The organism is Shewanella sp. YLB-07, assembly GCF_009377275.1.
Map to the genome: position 1 here is coordinate 37028 of NZ_VOQB01000011.1, position 19340 is coordinate 56367.

The window sequence follows — 19340 nt, forward strand, 5'->3', positions numbered from 1 at the left end:
ATCAATGATTTTTAATCAATATATTACAGCAACTTAATTTGTTTTCGGTGCTAATACTTTGGTAGTAGTGTTAATTATACGGCCTCAAGTAACCAATGAAAACTATGATTTAGATCAACTTGCTGTTTTCTTCCAGTGATATTTTTATGTCGATTTCAAAATATTCCATGAAGGATGTCGATATGACATCAATGGCTATATAGCCCCCTTTATATTGGCCTAGGAATCAAGATCGTCTTGTAATTATTGGAGGAAATAATGTCGGATATAAATAAATGGGACGTTGAGGACCCCACATTTTGGGAGCGTGAAGGGAAGAAGGTGGCTAATCGCAACCTTTGGATCTCGATCCCAAGTTTGTTGTGTGGTTTTGCTGTTTGGATGTATTGGGGCATCATTACTATTCAGATGTTGAATTTAGGTTTTCCATTTGCCACATCTGAACTGTTTACCTTGATGGCTGTTGCTGGTTTGACCGGGGCAACACTGCGAATACCAAGTAGTTTCTTTATTCGTCTATGTGGTGGGCGCAATACGATTGTGTTTACCACGGCACTCCTGATGGTTCCTGCCATTGGAACTGGCATTGCGCTGCAAGATATGAATACGCCACTTTGGATTTTCCAGTTACTCGCTTTGTTATCGGGTTTTGGTGGCGGTAACTTCGCCTCATCTATGTCAAATATCAGCTTCTTTTTTCCTAAGAAGAAACAAGGTTTGGCACTTGGCTTGAATGCGGGGTTGGGTAACTTAGGTGTGACGACCATGCAGATCTTAGTGCCGCTATTTATGACTTTCGGTCTGTTCGGTGGTGAGCCGATGCAGTTGATCAACACCTCCGGAACCTTGATTGGTAAAATTCCAGCAGGTAGTGATGCGTGGATCCATAATGCCGGTTATATCTGGTTGCTATTCTTGGTCCCACTCGCCGTTGTTGGTTGGATGGGGATGAATAATATTAAAACGTCTCACGTCACACCTGAACTACCTGGTACAACGCGATCATTTGGCATCATCTCAGGCATGTTGGCTATCGGTTTTTTAACGTCGATCTTCGGCCTGTGGTTAATGTTACCGGAGAAGGTCGGTGGTTCAGGCTTTGAATTGAGCAAGTGGCTTGTATTACCCATTATTATTGCACTGACTGTTTTCCTCTTGAAGCTCATTCCTGGTCAGGTAAAACAGAGCCTTAATCATCAATACAAGATTTTTGGTAACCGCCATACCTGGGTAATGAGTGTTATCTATACGATGACGTTCGGTTCATTTATCGGATTCTCTGCAGGTTTTGGTCTGTCTATCAAAGTGATTTTTGGTTATGAGCATGTGATGGTCGACGGAGTGATGAACCACGATCTCATCAACCCCTATGGTCCAAGTGCTCTGATGTATGCTTGGATGGGCCCCTTTATTGGTGCACTTATTCGTCCTGTGGGCGGGTGGATTGCAGATAAGATGGGGGGCGCTAAAGTGACTCAGATCTGTGCGATAGTGATGGTTGCAAGTGCTGTGGGTGTTGCTTACTTTATGAAGGCTGCATACGCTTCTGCGACGCCTCAAGATTTTTTCATTCCCTTCTTAATACTTTTCCTTGTGCTGTTTGCAGCCACAGGGATCGGTAATGGTTCAACCTTCCGTACCATCTCTATGGTATTTAACAAAGAGCAGGCTGGACCTGTACTGGGTTGGACTTCCGCCATTGCTGCCTATGGTGCGTTCATCATTCCCCAAGAACTCGGTGAGCAAATTAAGTTAACTACACCTGAAAATGCCTTGTACGGATTCGCAATATTCTACGTGGTCTGCATCGTCATTAACTGGTGGTTCTATCTTCGCCCTGGGGCTGAGCATAAAAATCCTTAACATGTGTGGAATATTTTACGGGGGAGTGACTCCCCGATAAAACCATGGGTGATAACAATATCGATGACCGGTGTTTAGTGATTAGATGACGCTAATCTGGACTATCAGTCATCGTTAAACGGAGTAAATAGATGAGTAATTTTCTGGATCGCTTACAATTCTTAAAGAAGAAAACAGGCGAGTTTAGTGATGGGCACGGTGATACCACCAGTGAAAATCGCGAATGGGAAAATAGTTACCGGCAACGTTGGCAACATGACAAGATCGTGCGTTCGACCCATGGTGTTAACTGTACAGGTTCTTGTTCCTGGAAGATTTATGTTAAAAATGGTCTTGTTACCTGGGAAACTCAGCAAACTGATTACCCAAGAACACGCCCAGATCTGCCTAATCATGAGCCTCGTGGCTGTCCTCGTGGGGCAAGTTACTCTTGGTACCTCTATAGTGCCAACCGATTAAAGTACCCTAAAGTACGTAAGCCGCTTCTTAAACTGTGGCGCAAGGCGCGTATAAATCAAGATCCAGTGAATGCCTGGGCTTCTATTGTTGAAGATAAAGCTAAGACTGATTCCTATAAATCTAAGCGGGGGATGGGGGGATTTATTCGTTCAAGCTGGGATGAAGTGAATGAAATTATTGCCGCAGCGAATGTCTATACGACTAAAACATTTGGTCCAGATCGTGTAGTGGGGTTCTCACCCATTCCAGCAATGTCTATGGTCTCTTACGCTGCCGGTTCTCGTTATCTTTCACTTATCGGTGGTGTGTGCTTAAGTTTCTATGATTGGTATTGCGATCTTCCGCCATCATCGCCAATGACGTGGGGTGAGCAAACTGACGTACCAGAATCTGCTGATTGGTATAATTCTAACTACATTATTGCCTGGGGTTCTAATGTCCCTCAGACGCGTACACCAGATGCTCATTTTTTCACGGAGGTTCGCTATAAAGGTGCAAAAACTGTTTCAATTACACCCGATTACGCTGAGGTTTCTAAACTGACCGATGAGTGGTTAAACCCTAAGCAAGGTACGGATGCTGCACTGGGAATGGCATTTGGTCATGTTATTCTGCGTGAGTTCCACTTAGATAATCCAAGTGAGTATTTTACCGATTATGTACGTCAATACACTGACTTCCCCATGCTTGTCGTACTTGACAAGCATGATAATGACTCACTTAAGACGACTCGTTTCCTACGTGCGTCAGATCTAGTTGATAATTTAGGTCAGGAAAATAATCCTGAGTGGAAAACTATTGCGATTGATGAGAACTCAGATGAGTTTGTTTCTCCTACTGGATCCATCGGTTACCGTTGGGGCGAGAAAGGAAAGTGGAACATTCAAGAGCGTGAAGGTAAAGAGGGTAAAGATACCAAGCTGCAACTTTCTTTGATCGGTGGTGATGTGTCAGCGGTTTCTTTCCCGCACTTTGCTGGCGACGATGCTAATAAGCATTGGGTTGCATGTGATCAAGCGTTAGTGCAGGTTCGTAATGTTCCAAGCAAGAAAGTCACAACGGCTTCAGGTGAAGAGCTTATTGTTGCAACCGTATACGATTTGATGATGGCCAACTATGGTCTTGATCGTGGATTGGGTGGCGAGAATGTTGCTTCTAGCTATGATCAAGACGTTCCAGGCACTCCGGCATGGCAGGAGAAGATAACAGGCGTATCCCGTGATAAAGTAATCAAGGTTGCACGTGAATTTGCTGATACTGCTGATAAGACTCACGGTAAGGCAATGATTATTGTTGGTGCGGCAATGAACCATTGGTATCACATGGATATGAACTACCGTGGCCTTATTAACATGGTAATGATGTGTGGTTGTGTGGGTCAGTCTGGTGGTGGTTGGTCACATTATGTTGGCCAGGAAAAACTTCGTCCACAGACCGGTTGGCAACCATTAGCGTTTGGTTTAGATTGGTCACGTCCTCCACGCCAGATGAATGGTACTTCTTTCTTCTATAACCACTCTTCACAGTGGCGTCATGAGAAAGTCAGTGTTCATGAGGTCTTATCGCCCCTAGCTGATAAGACCCAGTTCTCCGAACATATGCTTGATTACAACATCAAAGCTGAGCGTATGGGGTGGTTACCATCAGCTCCTCAGTTAAATAGAAATCCACTTCAGTTGACGAAAGATGCGGCAGCTGCAGGCATGTCTCCTAAAGATTATGCCATTGGGCAATTAAAGTCTGGCGAGCTTAAGTTTGCTTGTGAGGCTCCAGATGCTCCAGAGAACTTTCCGCGTAACATGTTTATCTGGCGTTCAAACTTACTTGGTTCATCGGGCAAGGGGCATGAATACATGCTTAAGTACCTGCTTGGTACCAAAAATGGTGTGATGAATGAGGACGTTGGTAAGAAGGATAAATTCAAGCCTGAGGAAGTTGAGTGGGTCGAAGAGGGGGCTACTGGTAAGTTAGATTTGGTTGTAACCCTTGATTTCCGTATGTCATCGACCTGTATGTATTCAGATATTATTCTTCCGACGGCTTGTTGGTATGAGAAAGATGATCTGAACACATCAGATATGCACCCATTCATTCACCCACTATCGACTGCGGTTGACCCAGCATGGGAAGCTAAATCTGATTTCGATATTTATAAAGGTATCGCAAAGGCATTCTCAGAAGTCTGTGTTGGACACTTAGGTACAGAGACTGACTTTGTCACAGTACCTATGCTGCATGACACACCTGGTGAGCTTGCCCAACCATTTGACGTTAAAGATTGGAAGAAGGGTGAGTGTGATCTGATTCCAGGTCTGACGGCGCCGAATATGGTTGTCGTTGAACGTGACTATCCAAATACTTACAAGAAGTTTACCTCATTTGGCCCGGCGCTGGATGAGCTAGGTAACGGTGGCAAGGGAATAAGCTGGAACACAGATGATGAGATCATGTTGCTCGGTGATCTTAACCATCGTAATACCGATGAAGGTATCAGTGAAGGTCGTCCAATCATTGAGTCTGCTATCGATGCCTGTGAAGTCATCTTAACTTTAGCACCGGAGACTAATGGTAACGTTGCTGTTAAAGCTTGGGCTGCACTTGGTGAATTCACTGGTATTGACCATACCCACCTTGCTAAATCTAAGCAGGAAGAGAAGATCCGCTTCCGTGATTTACAAGCTCAGCCACGTAAGATCATCTCTTCTCCAACCTGGTCTGGTCTGGAAGATGAACATGTGAGTTATACCGCTGGTTACACCAACGTTCATGAATTGGTGCCATGGAGAACCATTACTGGTCGTCAGCAGTTCTATCAAGATCATAAGTGGATGCAGGCATTTGGTGAGCAGTTCGTCTCTTACCGCCCTCCTATCGATACTAAGACTATTGAGCTTGTTAAAAACACTAAGCAAAACGGCAATAAAGAGATTGTACTTAACTGGATCACACCTCATCAGAAGTGGGGCATTCATAGTACTTACTCTGACAACTTGTTGATGTTGACACTTTCTCGTGGGGGGCCAATCATCTGGATGAGCGAGGTTGATGCGAAAGATGCGGGTATTGTGGATAACGATTGGGTTGAAGTATTCAATGCCAACGGTGCACTCGCTTGTCGTGTTGTTGTTTCACAACGTGTGAACCAAGGCATGACCATGATGTACCATGCTCAAGAGCGTATTATGAATGTACCTGGTAGTGAGATGACCGGTACTCGTGGTGGTCACCATAACTCAGTGACTCGTATTGTGATGAAACCTACTCACATGATAGGTGGATATGCACAGCAATCTTGGGGCTTCAATTATTACGGAACGGTTGGTTGTAACCGCGACGAGATGGTGGTGGTTAGAAAGATGGATAAAGTTGATTGGTTAGAGGGTTCTAATACTGATGATCTGCCGCGTCCGTTACCAACTAACCCAGATGAAGCTTAAGGAGTAGAACCATGAAAATACGTTCTCAAATAGGTATGGTGCTAAACCTTGATAAGTGTATTGGTTGCCATACTTGTTCTATTACATGTAAAAATATATGGACGTCGCGTGAAGGCGTTGAATACGCTTGGTTCAATAACGTTGAAACTAAGCCTGGTATTGGTTATCCAAAAGAGTGGGAAAATCAGGATAAATGGAATGGAGGCTGGGAAAGAAAGTCTAATGGCGATATTCAACCTCGTATAGGTGGAAAGTTTCGTGTATTAGCGAGTATCTTTGCCAACCCGAATATGCCAGAGATCGATGATTATTATGAGCCATTCGATTATGACTACCAGCATCTGCACACTGCCCCGATTGTAGAACACCAGCCAACAGCTCGTCCGCGCTCTGTCATCACAGGAAAGCGTATGGAGAAGATTGAGTGGGGGCCGAACTGGGAAGAGATCTTAGGTACTGAGTTCGAAAAGCGTAGTAAAGATAAAAACTTCGACAACATGCAGAAACAGATGTATGGCGAGTTTGAAAATACATTCATGATGTATCTTCCACGTCTTTGTGAGCACTGCCTCAACCCAGCTTGTGTTGCATCTTGTCCATCAGGTGCCATCTATAAGCGTGAAGAGGACGGTATCGTTCTTATTGACCAAGAGAAGTGTCGTGGTTGGAGAATGTGTATCTCTGGATGCCCATACAAGAAGATCTACTATAACTGGAAGTCAGGTAAGTCAGAGAAGTGTATCTTCTGCTACCCACGTATCGAAGCTGGTATGCCGACAGTTTGTGCTGAGACTTGTGTTGGCCGTATTCGTTACTTAGGTGTGCTGCTTTATGATGCTGACAAGATCAAAGAGGTGGCATCTACTCCATCTGAAAAAGATCTGTATGAGAAACAACTCGAAGTATTCCTTGACCCATTTGACCCAGTTGTAATTTCTCAGGCGCGTAAAGATGGTGTGGCAGACTCTGTAATCGAAGCTGCACAGAAGTCACCGGTATACAAGATGGCGATGGATTGGAAGTTAGCGCTTCCTTTACATCCTGAATACCGTACTTTGCCTATGGTTTGGTACATTCCAGCATTAAGCCCAATTCAGAATGCTGTTGAATCAGGTACCCTTGGCAAAGCTGGCGTTATCCCCGATGTGCGGGCCCTACGTATTCCGGTTAAATACCTTGCTAACCTTCTAACTGCGGGCGATGAAAAGCCTGTTGTCAGAGCGCTTGAGCGTCTGCTTGCAATGCGTGCTTATAAGCGTGCTGAAAACGTTGAGGGTATTGAAGATCTAGAAGTTCTGCAGCAAGCAGGTCTTACTAAGAAGCAAGCTGATGAGATGTATCGCTACCTTGCAATCGCAAACTATGAAGATCGTTACGTTATTCCAAGCGGACATCGTGAGATGAATGTACCAGAGGCTTACGGTGAGAAGAGCGGCTGTGGTTTCACGTTCGGTAATGGTTGTAGCGATGGTAGTAATGGCGTGAATATGTTCGGCGGTAAGAAGGTCGCTCGCCGTCATATTATTAAAACTGTGAGTGTGGAGGAGTAATACTGTGCTGATCCTTAAAGTTGTTTCACGTCTATTAGATTATCCAACTGAAGCGCTGTTTGGCGCTGCCGATGAAATGATAAGTGTAGTGGAGCAGTCGGATGAACTCAGTGCTCAAAGCCGTGCGGCCTTGGTGGAGTTTATCCGCCAACTGACTGCAAGGGAGTTATATGACGCTCAGGAAAGTTATGACTTACTGTTTGATCGTGGTCGTGCACTTTCTCTACTTTTGTTTGAACACGTTCACGGTGAATCCCGTGACCGTGGGCAGGCGATGGTAGATCTGATGAATGTCTATAAGTCTAATGGTTTTGAAGTTGATTCATCTCAGCTGCCAGATTATATCCCTCTGTATCTTGAGTATTTGAGTGAGAAATTGCCAGTGTATATCCAAGAGTGGTTAGGGGATATTTGTCACATTTTAACAATGTTGTCAGAGCGATTGATTGAGCGCAAGTGCCATTATAATGTGCTTCTAGATTCACTTATCGAAGTGTCCGGAGTCGAAGTCGACCGCGCAGAAATTGTTGATACAGTCAGCAAAGAGGTACGAGATGATACTGTCGAGGCAATTGATAAAGAGTGGGAAGATAAAGAGATTCGCTTTGATGATCCTATGGTTGGGGACTGCCCGAAATCAGGTATTCACCATTCGCAGAAATCACTTGATCCTAATACTGTAAATCAAGTGCCTATTAGGTGGCATGATGCCGATGCTGCGCAAGTTGCAGGATTGTAAGGAGAAATAATGTCAAATTTAAATTTTTTACTTTTTGGGATATATCCCTTTATTGCTTTAACTGTGTTGGTTGTTGGTTGCTGGATTCGATATGATCGTGAACCATATTCATGGAAAGCGGACTCAAGTCAGCTTTTAGACCAAAAAGGGTTCCGCGTAGCGAGTAACCTGTTCCATATTGGTGTCATTTTTGTTTTAGCGGGTCACTTTGTGGGTCTATTAACACCTGAGTCTGTCTATCATCATGTGATCTCTACGCCAAATAAACAGTTATTGGCAATGGTCAGTGGTGGCACATTTGGTGTTTTCTGTCTTATTGGTCTGGTCATGTTGATTAAACGTCGTTTAACTAACGCACGTGTAAGAGCCAACTCCAAGCGTTCAGATATCTTGGTATTGTGCCTGTTGCTGATACAGGTGCTACTGGGATTGATGACTATTGTTGTGTCTATGGACCACTTAGATGGTTCTGTAATGGCATTACTGGCTGATTGGGCACAGAGTCTCGTCACACTACAAGGTGTGCAAGCGGCAGAAGCGATTAATTCGGTCAATATTGTCTATAAAGTTCATATCTTAGTCGGCCTTACGTTAATCATGATCTTCCCATTCACACGTCTAGTCCATGTAATCAGTGTGCCAGTGAAGTACTTTGCACGTAACTACCAGATTGTACGTCAGCGCTAATTCGGTAACTTCTAGGGCTTACTTTACTTATATAGTGAGCCCTAATGATTAAGGTTGGCTAATCAATAATTTTGGCGAAAAAAAGCGTTTTAATTAGCTGAACAATCCAATAGAGATAGACCAATTTTTTTAAACATGTCTAATGAAAAGAGTCGTAATTATGAGTTCATGTGGCGCAAGTACCCCTATAATCCCCTCTAAAGAATCACTGCCTGTTATTACAGTTAACGGGGTCACCATCGAAGAGATAGCTCTTGCTAATGAGTTGCAATATCATGCCAATAGTTATTTTGATGTGGTTGTTCAGCAGGCTGGACAAACACTCGTTATTCGTCAACTCCTTATTGAACAAGCAAAAATTAAAGGTTTTGATATCTCTGAAAGCAATGAAGAATCAAACGTTCAGCGGCTACTTGAGCAGATGGTCAGTTATGATGATCCTAGCGAAGATGATTGCCTTCGTTACTTCGAGAACAATCGCCAGAAATTTGCTACCAGACCATTAATGGAAGTTGATCATATTTTATTAGCAGCCGCAAAAGACGATTTTGAAGGACGTGATGATGCTAAAACAGATTCAGAAGATATCATTGCACAACTGCAAAAAGATCCTACATTATTTGCATCACTTGCTAAGCATCATTCAGCTTGTCCCTCTAAAGAGACCGGGGGAGCGTTAGGCCAGATCAGTGCTGGTCAAACAGTGCCTGAGTTTGAGCGTCAGTTGATGTTACTGCCTGAAGGATTAGCGACAAAGGCAATCGAATCTCGTTATGGACTTCATGTTGTTAATATAGCACGTAAAATTAAAGGGGAGTCACTTGATTATGTCATGGTTGCAGATAAGATCCGTGGCTATCTGGTTCATCGTTCATCACATCTTGCGATTCAAGCCTATATACACCGTTTAGTTGAGAAGGCTGATATTTCTGGTATCCAAGTGAGATTTCTAGATGAGAATATCCATGTTTAATCACGTGTAAATATGACAGGTTCATGCTTTTACTATTTGATAAGTGGTGACTAGTTCTGCTAGTCACTACTGAGGTAAGATTAATCGTTTATGGCTAATTCGATGGGGTTTTCATCTCTGTCAAAGATGACATAGCGACCCATTCCATTGCCTGTTTCAATATCATTTGCCATTTTATTTAAAAACGGCTCTGCATCTTCAGTACTTGGCGCTTGCCCCTCTTCCCCACTTAAGCTTGCAATAAACATGAAATCCCAGTCTTTATTGATCGCGTCGGCTTCTTTAACTAATGTAGCGAAAGTGCTGATCTCTTCTGGTAACTTGTCAACACACATAACAGGTGAAATAGTTCCACGCTGATGTTTCTTGCTCTTTTTAGTATTGCTTGCTTCAGCCTTGGCGAAGAGCAGTAAAAGACGTTGTGGATTTGATTGTTCTTGTGTCATTGTTAATAGCTCTTTAAACATTTTTATCATCTTGCTTAAGCCTTAATTTAACCATAAAAAAAGTGTGGTTATTATATACCATTCGACTATGAGGGTAACTAATAAGTCGTTATCTTTAAGCCTCTGTCTTGTGGTTAATCGGCTAAGCCAACTCTATAGGGTGCCTACTGTTGTAGGGGGTTACCAAGTCGTTGATTTAAATGTAATGGCTTGCGGGTCATGCTTGGGCTGACTAAACTTTATTGAAAGTCAATTTTGGTGATGTTTTCTCAGTAATGGTGGACAGTGTGATGATTAAGAAAGGGGAAATATCTTCTCGTTTTATCAGATTTCTATGCATCAGTTTTATGTCTGTTATTTTCTTCGTTCAAATGGCGTTTTCTGCCGATGTGACTCAATTTCCTCTCAGAGAAAAATATCGTGACATTCCCACCATATCTCATCAAGACTTGTATCGTCTGTTAGACTCTACTGTGCTGGTAGATGTTAGATCAAAATATGAATTCGATACCTTACATATTAAGAATGCGGTCAATATTTCAATATCCAACGCAGGCTTTATTACCCGCTTGATGAAGATTAGAGAAAGGGACTCAAGACCCATAGTGTTTTATTGTAATGGCATCACTTGCGCAAAATCCTATAAGGCCTGTGATAAGGCAGTTAAGTTCGGCATCAAAGATGTGTCGACGTTTGACTTAGGGATCTTTGGTTGGACTAAGGCACACCCGGATGCGGCAGTCTTATTAGGTGAGAGCCCGGTTTCCTTGGATAAGTTAATCGATGATGATTTGCGTCAGGCTCACCTGCTTCCGCCCGCTGATTTTGTTGCAGCAATAGGCAAAAAGGTCATGGTGATAGATATCAGGGAACACTTTCAACGGGATGTGATCATATTGACTAAAGTCACCCGCGTCGCTTCATCTGACAAAATTATAGGCTTAATTAAGAAAGCGAAAAAGGATGGGTTAACCTTACTCATCTATGACGCAGTAGGTAAGCAAACCCGCTGGTTACAGTATTTACTTGAGAAGGAGGGGGTGAAGAATTACTTTTTTATGGCTGGAGGTTTGAAGGGCTACCTAGAGGCTAACTTAGGCCCTTCAGAATATGACTAAATCTAGCCCCGAGCTGAATTTCAAAGTGAGCTTAATCAAACAGTTCATCGAGTCGATAGTATTGCAGCTTAGGCTCGTCATTATTATCTACACTCGCTACTTGTTGAAGTGCAATTTGGCACATCTTAACGGCGACCTGTTTACCTGTTATTGGACGGTACTTACTCAATACCGGAAGTCGGCATATTAAGGGAAGCAAGCTTGCGCCTAGTTTCTCTCCAAATCTAAAATCTTGACGATTGCCCAACAGCAGGGAAGGTTGAATAATGCTGATCCGCGTAAAGCCTAGTTCAGCCACCTTAGCTTCTAATTCGCCTTTCATTCTTAGGTAGGCACTTGAACTGTTAGGCTTAGCCCCACTGGATGAGACTAATAGATAGTGCTTTATCCCATTGGTTCGAGCTAATTTGGCAGCTCGATGTTGATAGTCGACATCGACCTGTCTTTGTCGTTCGATTGAACCTGCCTGCTTTAATGTGGTGCCTAAACAGGAGAAGATAATATCGGCTTTGAAGGCTGATGAATATTGCTCTAGTCGGTCGAATTCCACCACACAATTAATGATTTTATCCGAACTGTATTCTATGGGGCGGCGAGTTACCGCAGTCACCTTTTCTATATCGGCTGACTGGCTTAGTAGCTCGACAAGCTCACGACCTACTACTCCGGTTGCGCCTATAACTAGTGCGGTATGTCCCATTACTATTTCAGCCTGTTATCTTCAACTTTATTTATCATACGCTAACTCTCAAGATCTGCGAATAGAGAGAGGAGTGGTCTAAGCTTCTGTTTCTGAATGATAGTGGTGGCTAATTTTCTGGAGTGTTCCTGGAGAAATCGAGGGGAAATCCCGACGTTGATAATACTCAAGGTAAGTATCGGTAAATATCTTGCTACGACTTACCTTGTCCAGTTGCGTGACGAGCTGCCAGCCAGAGCTATTTTGACGTAAACAGCACTGGCTATATTGCCCTATGACATGGGTGAGATCTGTTCCTCGGGCGATTAAGGCCCTGTCAACTTCGGCAAAGTAGGCGGCTCCCGACCAATATACTCGGGTAAAGGCACCTCTGTTCCACATATCATCAGACACATCACTGAGCCTTCCTGGATGTGAGCGGGTTCTTGCTTTACCCCGGTCAAAGCCATCTTTCATGCGAGCTTCATATTGGCTTAGATCTATTACTTTAGCGCCTAGCATGGTCAGATATTGCATATAGGTGGCAAAGCCTTCGTTTAACCAAAATGAGGGGGTGTCAAGATAAGGCAGATAAAGGTGGGACAGCTCATGATACAGGGTCCAGTCATCGACAAATTCCTGCAAGGATGCATTGGCATCAACCTGAAGCTTCACTTTAGTCGGTGAGCCGCGATCCACTTGCGCAAAAGGTACAGGTTCTCGGGCATATCTCTTTCTTACGACCTCTATGGTCAGCGAGTCCATAGGGATAGGTGAAAGCGTCTGTTCAACCGCATCGATACCTTGAGTGATCCATAGGTTTACCGTTTTGGCTTGCTGCTTCGATAATCCACTATGCTTGATATCGAGCTGGGTTGCATGGCTGAGCTCGAGAGCTGAAATAACAAAGCAGATGAATCCGACGGCGATAGGCAATAGTACCCGATAGGGGATCTGTGGTGCCGTTGGCTTCATATGGACGTTTCCTGAATGATGGAGTCAATCTTAACTTAAGATATTTAAGCGCTTTTATCAGGTGTTTGAGTGTTACAAAGGATGAATAGTCAGCTTTTATTGAGCTAACAGAGCCAGTCCTGTGGGGATGGCAGCTGGAATCAAACAGAGGAAATTCAAGGCTGGCAGCTCTGTGGAATAGGAGTTGTAGTTGGCAGTCGGCATAAAATAATCTGTAACAATTAGCTCACCTGTATCACTCGAGATTAATAGGACATTACTGTACTAATACCAATCGATATTATCAGTAACCTGATGCCCGTTAATCATGATAGCTAAATCCAATATCTGCTTACTCTGAATATAAAGGAATGATGATGAGAATCTCTGCTCTAGCTCTCTTGCTGGCAACAAGCTTTACCGCAACGTCTGTGCTTGCCACGCCACTGTCCATGTTGGATCTCAATAAACTGATGGTGAGCAGTGGGCGCCCTGCTAAAGATAAGGCCCGCGATGAGGCACGTAAGCCTGCCGAGGTGATGCATTTTTCTGGAGTGGAACAGGGAGATAAGGTACTGGATCTGTTCGCCGGTGGCGGTTGGTACTCTGAGTTATTTTCGATGGCCGTAGGCAGTAAAGGCAAGGTATACGCGCAAAATGATAGCGTGATTTGGCGCTTCGCCGAGAAGGGGATTACCGAGCGGACTAAGGCTAACCGTCTGTCCAATGTTACTCGTCTGGATAAGATAGATATTGCTGATATGGACATTCCAGCAAAGAGCATAGATATCGCCTTTACGGCACTGAATTATCATGACCTTTTCTTCACCTATAACATAGATGAGAAAACGGGTGAGAGAACAGAGTTTCGCGAGCAGGCAGTCGATCATAAGGCTGCGCTGGCTAAGATAAAGGCATCGATGAAAGATGATGGTGTATTTATTATTATCGATCATGAAGCCATCAGAGGTTCAGGCTATGATGCGCCAAATTCAGTGCATAGGATTGACTCGAATATCGTCAGGTATCAGATGGCCGAAGCTGGCTTTAAGCTGGTCGAGGAGGCCTTTTACTTAAGAAATCCTAACGACAATAAGTCGATCAATGTGTTCGAGAAAGAGACACGGGGTAAGACTGACAGATTTATCTATAAATTCGTGAAAAAAGCGCAGTGATAATTTATACGCAGGCTTTGGACATTGTCGGATAACAAGTTGCTTAAATATCTGTTGAGTTCGGTTCATTGGGCGACTTTGATGTTTGGCTAGTTGATTGAAGATCGCAACTTTAATTTTATCTATCACCTGCCGTGGGTGCTGTATATGGATATACGAATGTCGTGAAGGCATGGATGCCTAAGAGCGACCTTAAGTGCAAAAACTTCTGTGACACGGCGTAAATATATCCCTATAGCCTCGGCCGTGACATCCTTGTCACGGACGGTCACAGCCGCGTTTACACCTGAATGTTTGCTTCTTCGATTTGAATTTTACTGGCCATTAACTCGTTTGTGGACAAAAATCATTTAGAGCAAAGGGTCTAAAGGTAGGTCGTGGGATTAGTAAATGTATGGTGTTCAAATAAAGTTTACACTGACCCCACATATCTATTGACCCCACATATCTATTTAGGGATTTTCTTTTTTTGATGCTGGCTCTGGGCTGTAGAGCTGAACTCATCAATTGAAATCGAGCTAATGGTAAGTTTTTCATTCAAATTCCTTTATCATGCTTGTGTTCCTTCACACTTCTTTAAGTCTAACTGATTCAAAGTCGGTTAGACACTCGATTGAACCTTTTTAGGCTCCGCGCAGCGGCTTAGTTTAAGCGAGATATAGAGTCATTGAAAATGACTCGCTGGGGTGCTATTATCACCCCCTGCTTGTATGCGAACAAGTCTATATTCACATCTCGAAATACTACTTCCTGTTATCTTTTACTTCCCCAAAAAATGTCACTAAACCTTCGATGTCTTTGTCTAGTTCGTCAATGTTAGGCATTGCAACCACGCCAAGCCCTGCTGCGTTATCATGAGCATCGATGTAGCGGCAACATTTATCGTGTATGTTTGTTATGTAAGTAACTTCTGGCTCACTAACTTTTAATAGTTTAGATATCTTACCGATCTGGACATTCCGGCTAAAACGTTGAACTACATCACCCATCAACCACTCTTCACTCAATCTTTCTAAAGTAGTTCGCAGCTTCCCATAGACGTATCTTGCTTTCTCTTTGTAATCATCCTCGATGAACTGTTCTAAGTCGTTGCAGTACCTTCGCAAGTCAACAACTAGTTGGCGTAGGAATTTTATTCGGTCTTTTGTGGACATAGCATCCCATGGCAAACGACCGACAGGGAAGCCTGAATACTGACCTCTTTGGGCAATATGCAATAAGTTAAACGAGCCGTCAGTAGTAGCTTCTCTCAACATAACCAAAAATGGTAAATCATGAGTCAACACGATCACCTGACGTTGCTGTGACTCTACGGCTATCCGTTCTGCAAATAACCTACGCCATTTATGATCTAATGAGTTAACTGGATCATCAAAAATGATGGCAGACTTACGGTTATCAATCGTTAGTTCGGCCATAAAACCAGCTAAAGCGATACACTTTTGCTCACCTTCACTGGCGATATGCCCTATCTTTGACGCATACCTTGAGACCTGTAAAGTCAATTTCTGTTGGCCAGCAGAACCTTGAGTTTTAGTTTCTACATCAAAACTTTGAAAGTTTAACGCTGCTAATTCTTTGGCAAATGCAGTATTAATTAAGCCCAAACTGCCAGTTTTGGACAATTCCGATATAAATCGCGTAATAAGTGAAAGGTTAGTTGTAGATAAGGCTGTATTAAAACGTCCAAATGTCTTAATACGATTTATTTCTATAACGATATTTTCTTTATGCGCAGATAACTTCTGTCGATCTTCAAGCTCTATTAGTCTGTCCTGATTAACCTTAATTGTCTGAGCTAACGTACCATCATCAACAACACTGTCCCTTTTTACTTTTATCCCCTCAACTTGCTGAGATAGTCGTTGTATAAATCTCATATCGAGTGCTGGATGAATAAATGCTGGTTTCGCAGAAATTAGGCTGTTCTTCCTGTCAAACAATTGCTGTATAAGGATGTTGAACTGGTCTATAGCTTCAGGTGTAGACTGTCCAATTTCCGCAAAAATACCATCATACGGTTTAAGGTCAAAACTCAATTGAGTTATGAAATTCATCTGTAAAGTTAGAGCATTAGTTGCATTACCTGCATCTACTTGAGACTGATTTGTAATATAATTATTGAACCTAGACATCCTTTCAGCAGCTTGTTTTCCTATCGGTTGCAAGCAAGTAGGACAGTGTTCATTTTCAACTGGAGGGAAAGTTTTATCATCACCATTACCAATTATGAAGTTCTGTGCATGGAGCCACATTTGCTTCCAAGCATCATTGCCGATCCCTTCAATTGGTAAACCATTTAATGTGCTCTGTCTTACTTTTTCAGCAGCCTTCAACTTGGTCAATTTATCATCGTATAACAAACCTATTTTGGCTAGGTTTTCATCACCTAGTTTTGCACATAGACTGTTAAGGAAAGCCAATAGCGGTTCACGATGTTTTAATTTGGTTATATAAACAGCTTTGACTTGAGCAGGAGTTTTCCCACTTAATTCAGTTATATCTTTTTTTAATTGAGCTATTTCGGGCAACTCACCTTCACCACTACATTGAGCATCTAATGTGGCTTGTGTGGCTGTAACTAGCGAATTACAAAAAGCACTCACCTTAGATAATGGATTTAAATCAGGTATTCTGTAAGGGGTGCTAAATGGAACCATTTCACGAGTCAATTCGTCCTTCACAAATTGACAAGCTCTACTCAACTCATCCAGTAATTTTACTTCTGCAGGTTTGTACTCAACACTGTCTGTTTTAGAAATGTAGTTTGTTGCAGAGTGAGAATCAAATACCCTTATAGACTTCAACTCTGAGTTTGGTTCACCGCCAATAGTCCAGATACTTTCAACTACTGCGGCACCGTTAACTGACACGCCTAAAGTAGCTTGTGATGGAACCGTTGAAGGGTTGAAAGCATTGGTAGTAATAACAGGGACATCACCGCGAGTTAAACATGCACTTTTCAGTATCTTTGCATAGCTTGATTTACCAGCACCATTATCCCCATAAACGGCTGTTAAACCCTCAATTGGAAAATTTAGTGTTACATCTTCAATTAAAGATGAGACATTTTTTACATTGCCTAAACTTGCTAAGGTTACTGGTGCGGCTTCGGTTTCAAACCCTGCAACCGCAACGGCTTTAATGTAATTAGGAAAGTCAGCAGTTTTTGGAAGCAGACCTAATTCCATTTTTGCAACTTGGTAAATAAGCTGTAAATCTTGCTGTTGAAGCTCTCCCTGCTCCATGACTCTACGAATTACCTGTCTCCACCATAGCGGCTTTTTAGCCCTATTTACCCACGTAACAACTTTCGCTATTTGCGTCATACAAATCCTATTTGTAATATGTGTCAGCATATGAATATGCTGCAAAAAGTAAGCAATTGCTTTGATGTTAAACAACATCCTCTACTTAATGAATAATCTTATTATTAATAACGCGGCATAAAGACCGCGCTGGTTTCATTTTTTGAATACTCTAAACTTCCAAATTACTTACCATGAACGAAGTGAAAATGCCAAGTGTTTGGAGTCCGATTTGATGGGTTTGTGAACTTTTACTGATGATTAAAGATAAGTTTACCATTTGTACACATCCCTATATGAATAGAACAAATAGAATTCAACGTTGTTTGAGTTCTAATATGATAGTAAGCTGCTACATGGGCAAAATCGGCAGTATCTAAATCGCGTGTAGCAGTTGCAATGTTCTCAATCTCTCGAATGGCATCCGTCGTAGAGCAATTCGCATTTAGTAACCCAGTTATTACCAATTGAATTTCTGAAATATTTACAATATCTTTATCATTATTAATATTAACATTTATCATTGAGCTTCTTCTTTTTCGAGTTTTAAGTTAACATTTTAATCTACGGCGTGCGCGTATTTCCTATGTACTTTGGATATACGTACGCAACAATAGATTATGGCTATATTGAGATTTTCACTTACTTTAGCAGAAAAAATTTGTTAGCTGAAATTAGCGTTTTTAGTAATTAGTTAAACTTTTTAAATCGTGTTTGTATGAACAAAGAAAGTTTTCAATTTGAAAAGCTTCTAGCTCTTGAATTTGTTCTGGGAAAATATCTATTGGTAATTTTGTTTCAAGTAATGAATCCTCAGGAAGTAACCCTTTATCTTCAAGATATTGTGCTCCAGTACGAGTACCTGCATGCAAGTAAATATCAGTTGGTTTAAAACCAAGAAAACTTGATATACGTATGGCTGCATCGTAATTTGATAACTCACCAAAGCCAGGCACCTTTATTGTCTTTACTATTTCATAAACATCGACAAATGCCTTAGCTTCTTTTAATTTTTTTTCTTGAGAAATAAGTTTATATGCCATACTAGACAATACAATATTTTTCACACCTCTGATATTTCCATCACTATCTTCAAACTCTTCTTGATGCGTATGTTTCAATACATACTCTTGACCTTCGTATAATATTTTAAACTTTGATGAGCAACCATCGATAATTGCAGACTTTAAATCTGGTAATTGTCGGTAATAATCTAAATAGGAATCTAAAAAATCAGCTCGACTTTCAAATTCGAACCACTTATTAAGTTCGTCACCATTAGCATATTTAGGCTTAAATAACTTGTATTTTTTATTAAAGTATAGCTCTACTATACTCTTTAATCTACTAACGTCTTCCATTGATAATCCTAAAAATATAACGTCTTATTAGCGCGAGTCCCGATAAACACGCTAATGCCATAAGCTTACCTAGTCATTACAGTGGTACTTATTCGTAATTTTTTAGCAACTTATCAGTAAGACCATTACCAAGTAATGATCATCTGGGGTGGAGAAATCGAGAGTTTTGATAATCGATAATTTTCACGTTTTACATAACGAGAAGTAAAAAGAGTCTTTGGCATAAATGTGTTATTTCTTAAGCTCTAATATGTCATCACCACTTCCTACTTACGGTTATTATACATGTGACTAGATCGATGTATACAGTGCTGTGATTTTATTTTCAGTTTGTTATAACTTAACTTCTCAATAAATCGACCTGTAACCTATAAGAAAAAATATGGGAAATAGGTAGGGTATGTGCATAACTAAATGTTGGTGCTAAAACATAATGGGACAATAATGGCTTAGAGCGATCACTCTAAGACATATCTGGACAAAAATTAGTTAGTTCTTAAACTCTATATAATGGTGAAGAAGTGTTAGATGTAAGAGAACAATTTAAAATATTGTTCATTGATACTGAACTCAAGTAATAATCTGACAGTA

At 41.8% G+C, this 19340-nt stretch carries 14 protein-coding genes; 8 read left to right on the forward strand and 6 right to left on the reverse strand.

The window, feature by feature from the left end; genetic code table 11:
- Positions 1-258 precede the first annotated feature (258 nt).
- The 6 genes from FS373_RS21450 to FS373_RS21475 all read left to right on the forward strand — a co-directional run bounded on the left by FS373_RS21450 (position 259) and on the right by FS373_RS21475 (position 9708).
- Positions 259-1863 carry an MFS transporter gene (locus FS373_RS21450; RefSeq protein ID WP_152830555.1) on the forward strand — a complete coding sequence of 535 codons (1605 nt, stop codon included), beginning with the start codon at positions 259-261 and terminating at the stop codon, positions 1861-1863.
- A 131-nt stretch (positions 1864-1994) separates the two neighbouring features.
- Entirely contained in the window at positions 1995-5759 is a 3765-nt protein-coding gene (locus FS373_RS21455; protein ID WP_152830556.1) for a nitrate reductase subunit alpha, read from the forward strand.
- 11 nt (positions 5760-5770) lie between these two features.
- Positions 5771-7309, forward strand: a complete 1539-nt coding sequence (narH, locus tag FS373_RS21460; protein WP_144044694.1) for a nitrate reductase subunit beta — start codon at positions 5771-5773, stop codon at positions 7307-7309.
- Positions 7310-7313: 4 nt separating this feature from the next.
- Positions 7314-8048, forward strand: a complete 735-nt coding sequence (gene narJ, locus FS373_RS21465) for a nitrate reductase molybdenum cofactor assembly chaperone (RefSeq protein ID WP_322619548.1) — start codon at positions 7314-7316, stop codon at positions 8046-8048.
- 9 nt (positions 8049-8057) lie between these two features.
- The gene (gene narI / locus FS373_RS21470; protein WP_144044696.1) at positions 8058-8735 is read left to right on the forward strand and encodes a respiratory nitrate reductase subunit gamma; all 678 of its coding nucleotides are present in this window, start codon (positions 8058-8060) and stop codon (positions 8733-8735) included.
- A gap of 142 nt (positions 8736-8877) precedes the next feature.
- The gene (locus tag FS373_RS21475) at positions 8878-9708 is read left to right on the forward strand and encodes a peptidylprolyl isomerase (RefSeq protein WP_227993117.1); all 831 of its coding nucleotides are present in this window, start codon (positions 8878-8880) and stop codon (positions 9706-9708) included.
- Between the two features lie 80 nt (positions 9709-9788).
- On the opposite strand, the gene FS373_RS21480 is transcribed toward FS373_RS21475, so the two are convergent.
- Positions 9789-10184 (reverse strand): ribonucleotide reductase subunit alpha, encoded by a 396-nt coding sequence (locus FS373_RS21480; RefSeq protein WP_152830557.1) that lies wholly within the window; start codon positions 10182-10184, stop codon positions 9789-9791.
- Positions 10185-10444: 260 nt separating this feature from the next.
- Here FS373_RS21480 and FS373_RS21485 point away from each other — a divergent pair, with 260 nt between their 5' ends.
- Positions 10445-11272 (forward strand): rhodanese-like domain-containing protein, encoded by an 828-nt coding sequence (locus FS373_RS21485; RefSeq protein WP_227993143.1) that lies wholly within the window; start codon positions 10445-10447, stop codon positions 11270-11272.
- 31 nt (positions 11273-11303) lie between these two features.
- On the opposite strand, the gene FS373_RS21490 is transcribed toward FS373_RS21485, so the two are convergent.
- Positions 11304-11972, reverse strand: a complete 669-nt coding sequence (locus FS373_RS21490) for an NAD(P)H-binding protein (protein WP_144044699.1) — start codon at positions 11970-11972, stop codon at positions 11304-11306.
- Positions 11973-12050: 78 nt separating this feature from the next.
- The gene (locus FS373_RS21495) at positions 12051-12926 is read right to left on the reverse strand and encodes a hypothetical protein (RefSeq protein ID WP_152830558.1); all 876 of its coding nucleotides are present in this window, start codon (positions 12924-12926) and stop codon (positions 12051-12053) included.
- Positions 12927-13282: 356 nt separating this feature from the next.
- Here FS373_RS21495 and FS373_RS21500 point away from each other — a divergent pair, with 356 nt between their 5' ends.
- The gene (locus tag FS373_RS21500) at positions 13283-14080 is read left to right on the forward strand and encodes a class I SAM-dependent methyltransferase (RefSeq protein WP_152830559.1); all 798 of its coding nucleotides are present in this window, start codon (positions 13283-13285) and stop codon (positions 14078-14080) included.
- A gap of 743 nt (positions 14081-14823) precedes the next feature.
- On the opposite strand, the gene FS373_RS21505 is transcribed toward FS373_RS21500, so the two are convergent.
- The 3 genes from FS373_RS21505 to FS373_RS21515 form a co-directional block, all read right to left on the reverse strand.
- A complete protein-coding gene (locus FS373_RS21505) occupies positions 14824-17409 on the reverse strand; it encodes an AAA family ATPase (protein WP_194165916.1) in 2586 nt (861 codons plus the stop codon).
- Between the two features lie 230 nt (positions 17410-17639).
- The gene (locus FS373_RS21510; protein WP_152830561.1) at positions 17640-17912 is read right to left on the reverse strand and encodes a hypothetical protein; all 273 of its coding nucleotides are present in this window, start codon (positions 17910-17912) and stop codon (positions 17640-17642) included.
- 159 nt (positions 17913-18071) lie between these two features.
- The gene (locus FS373_RS21515; protein WP_152830562.1) at positions 18072-18749 is read right to left on the reverse strand and encodes a hypothetical protein; all 678 of its coding nucleotides are present in this window, start codon (positions 18747-18749) and stop codon (positions 18072-18074) included.
- Positions 18750-19340 lie beyond the last annotated feature (591 nt).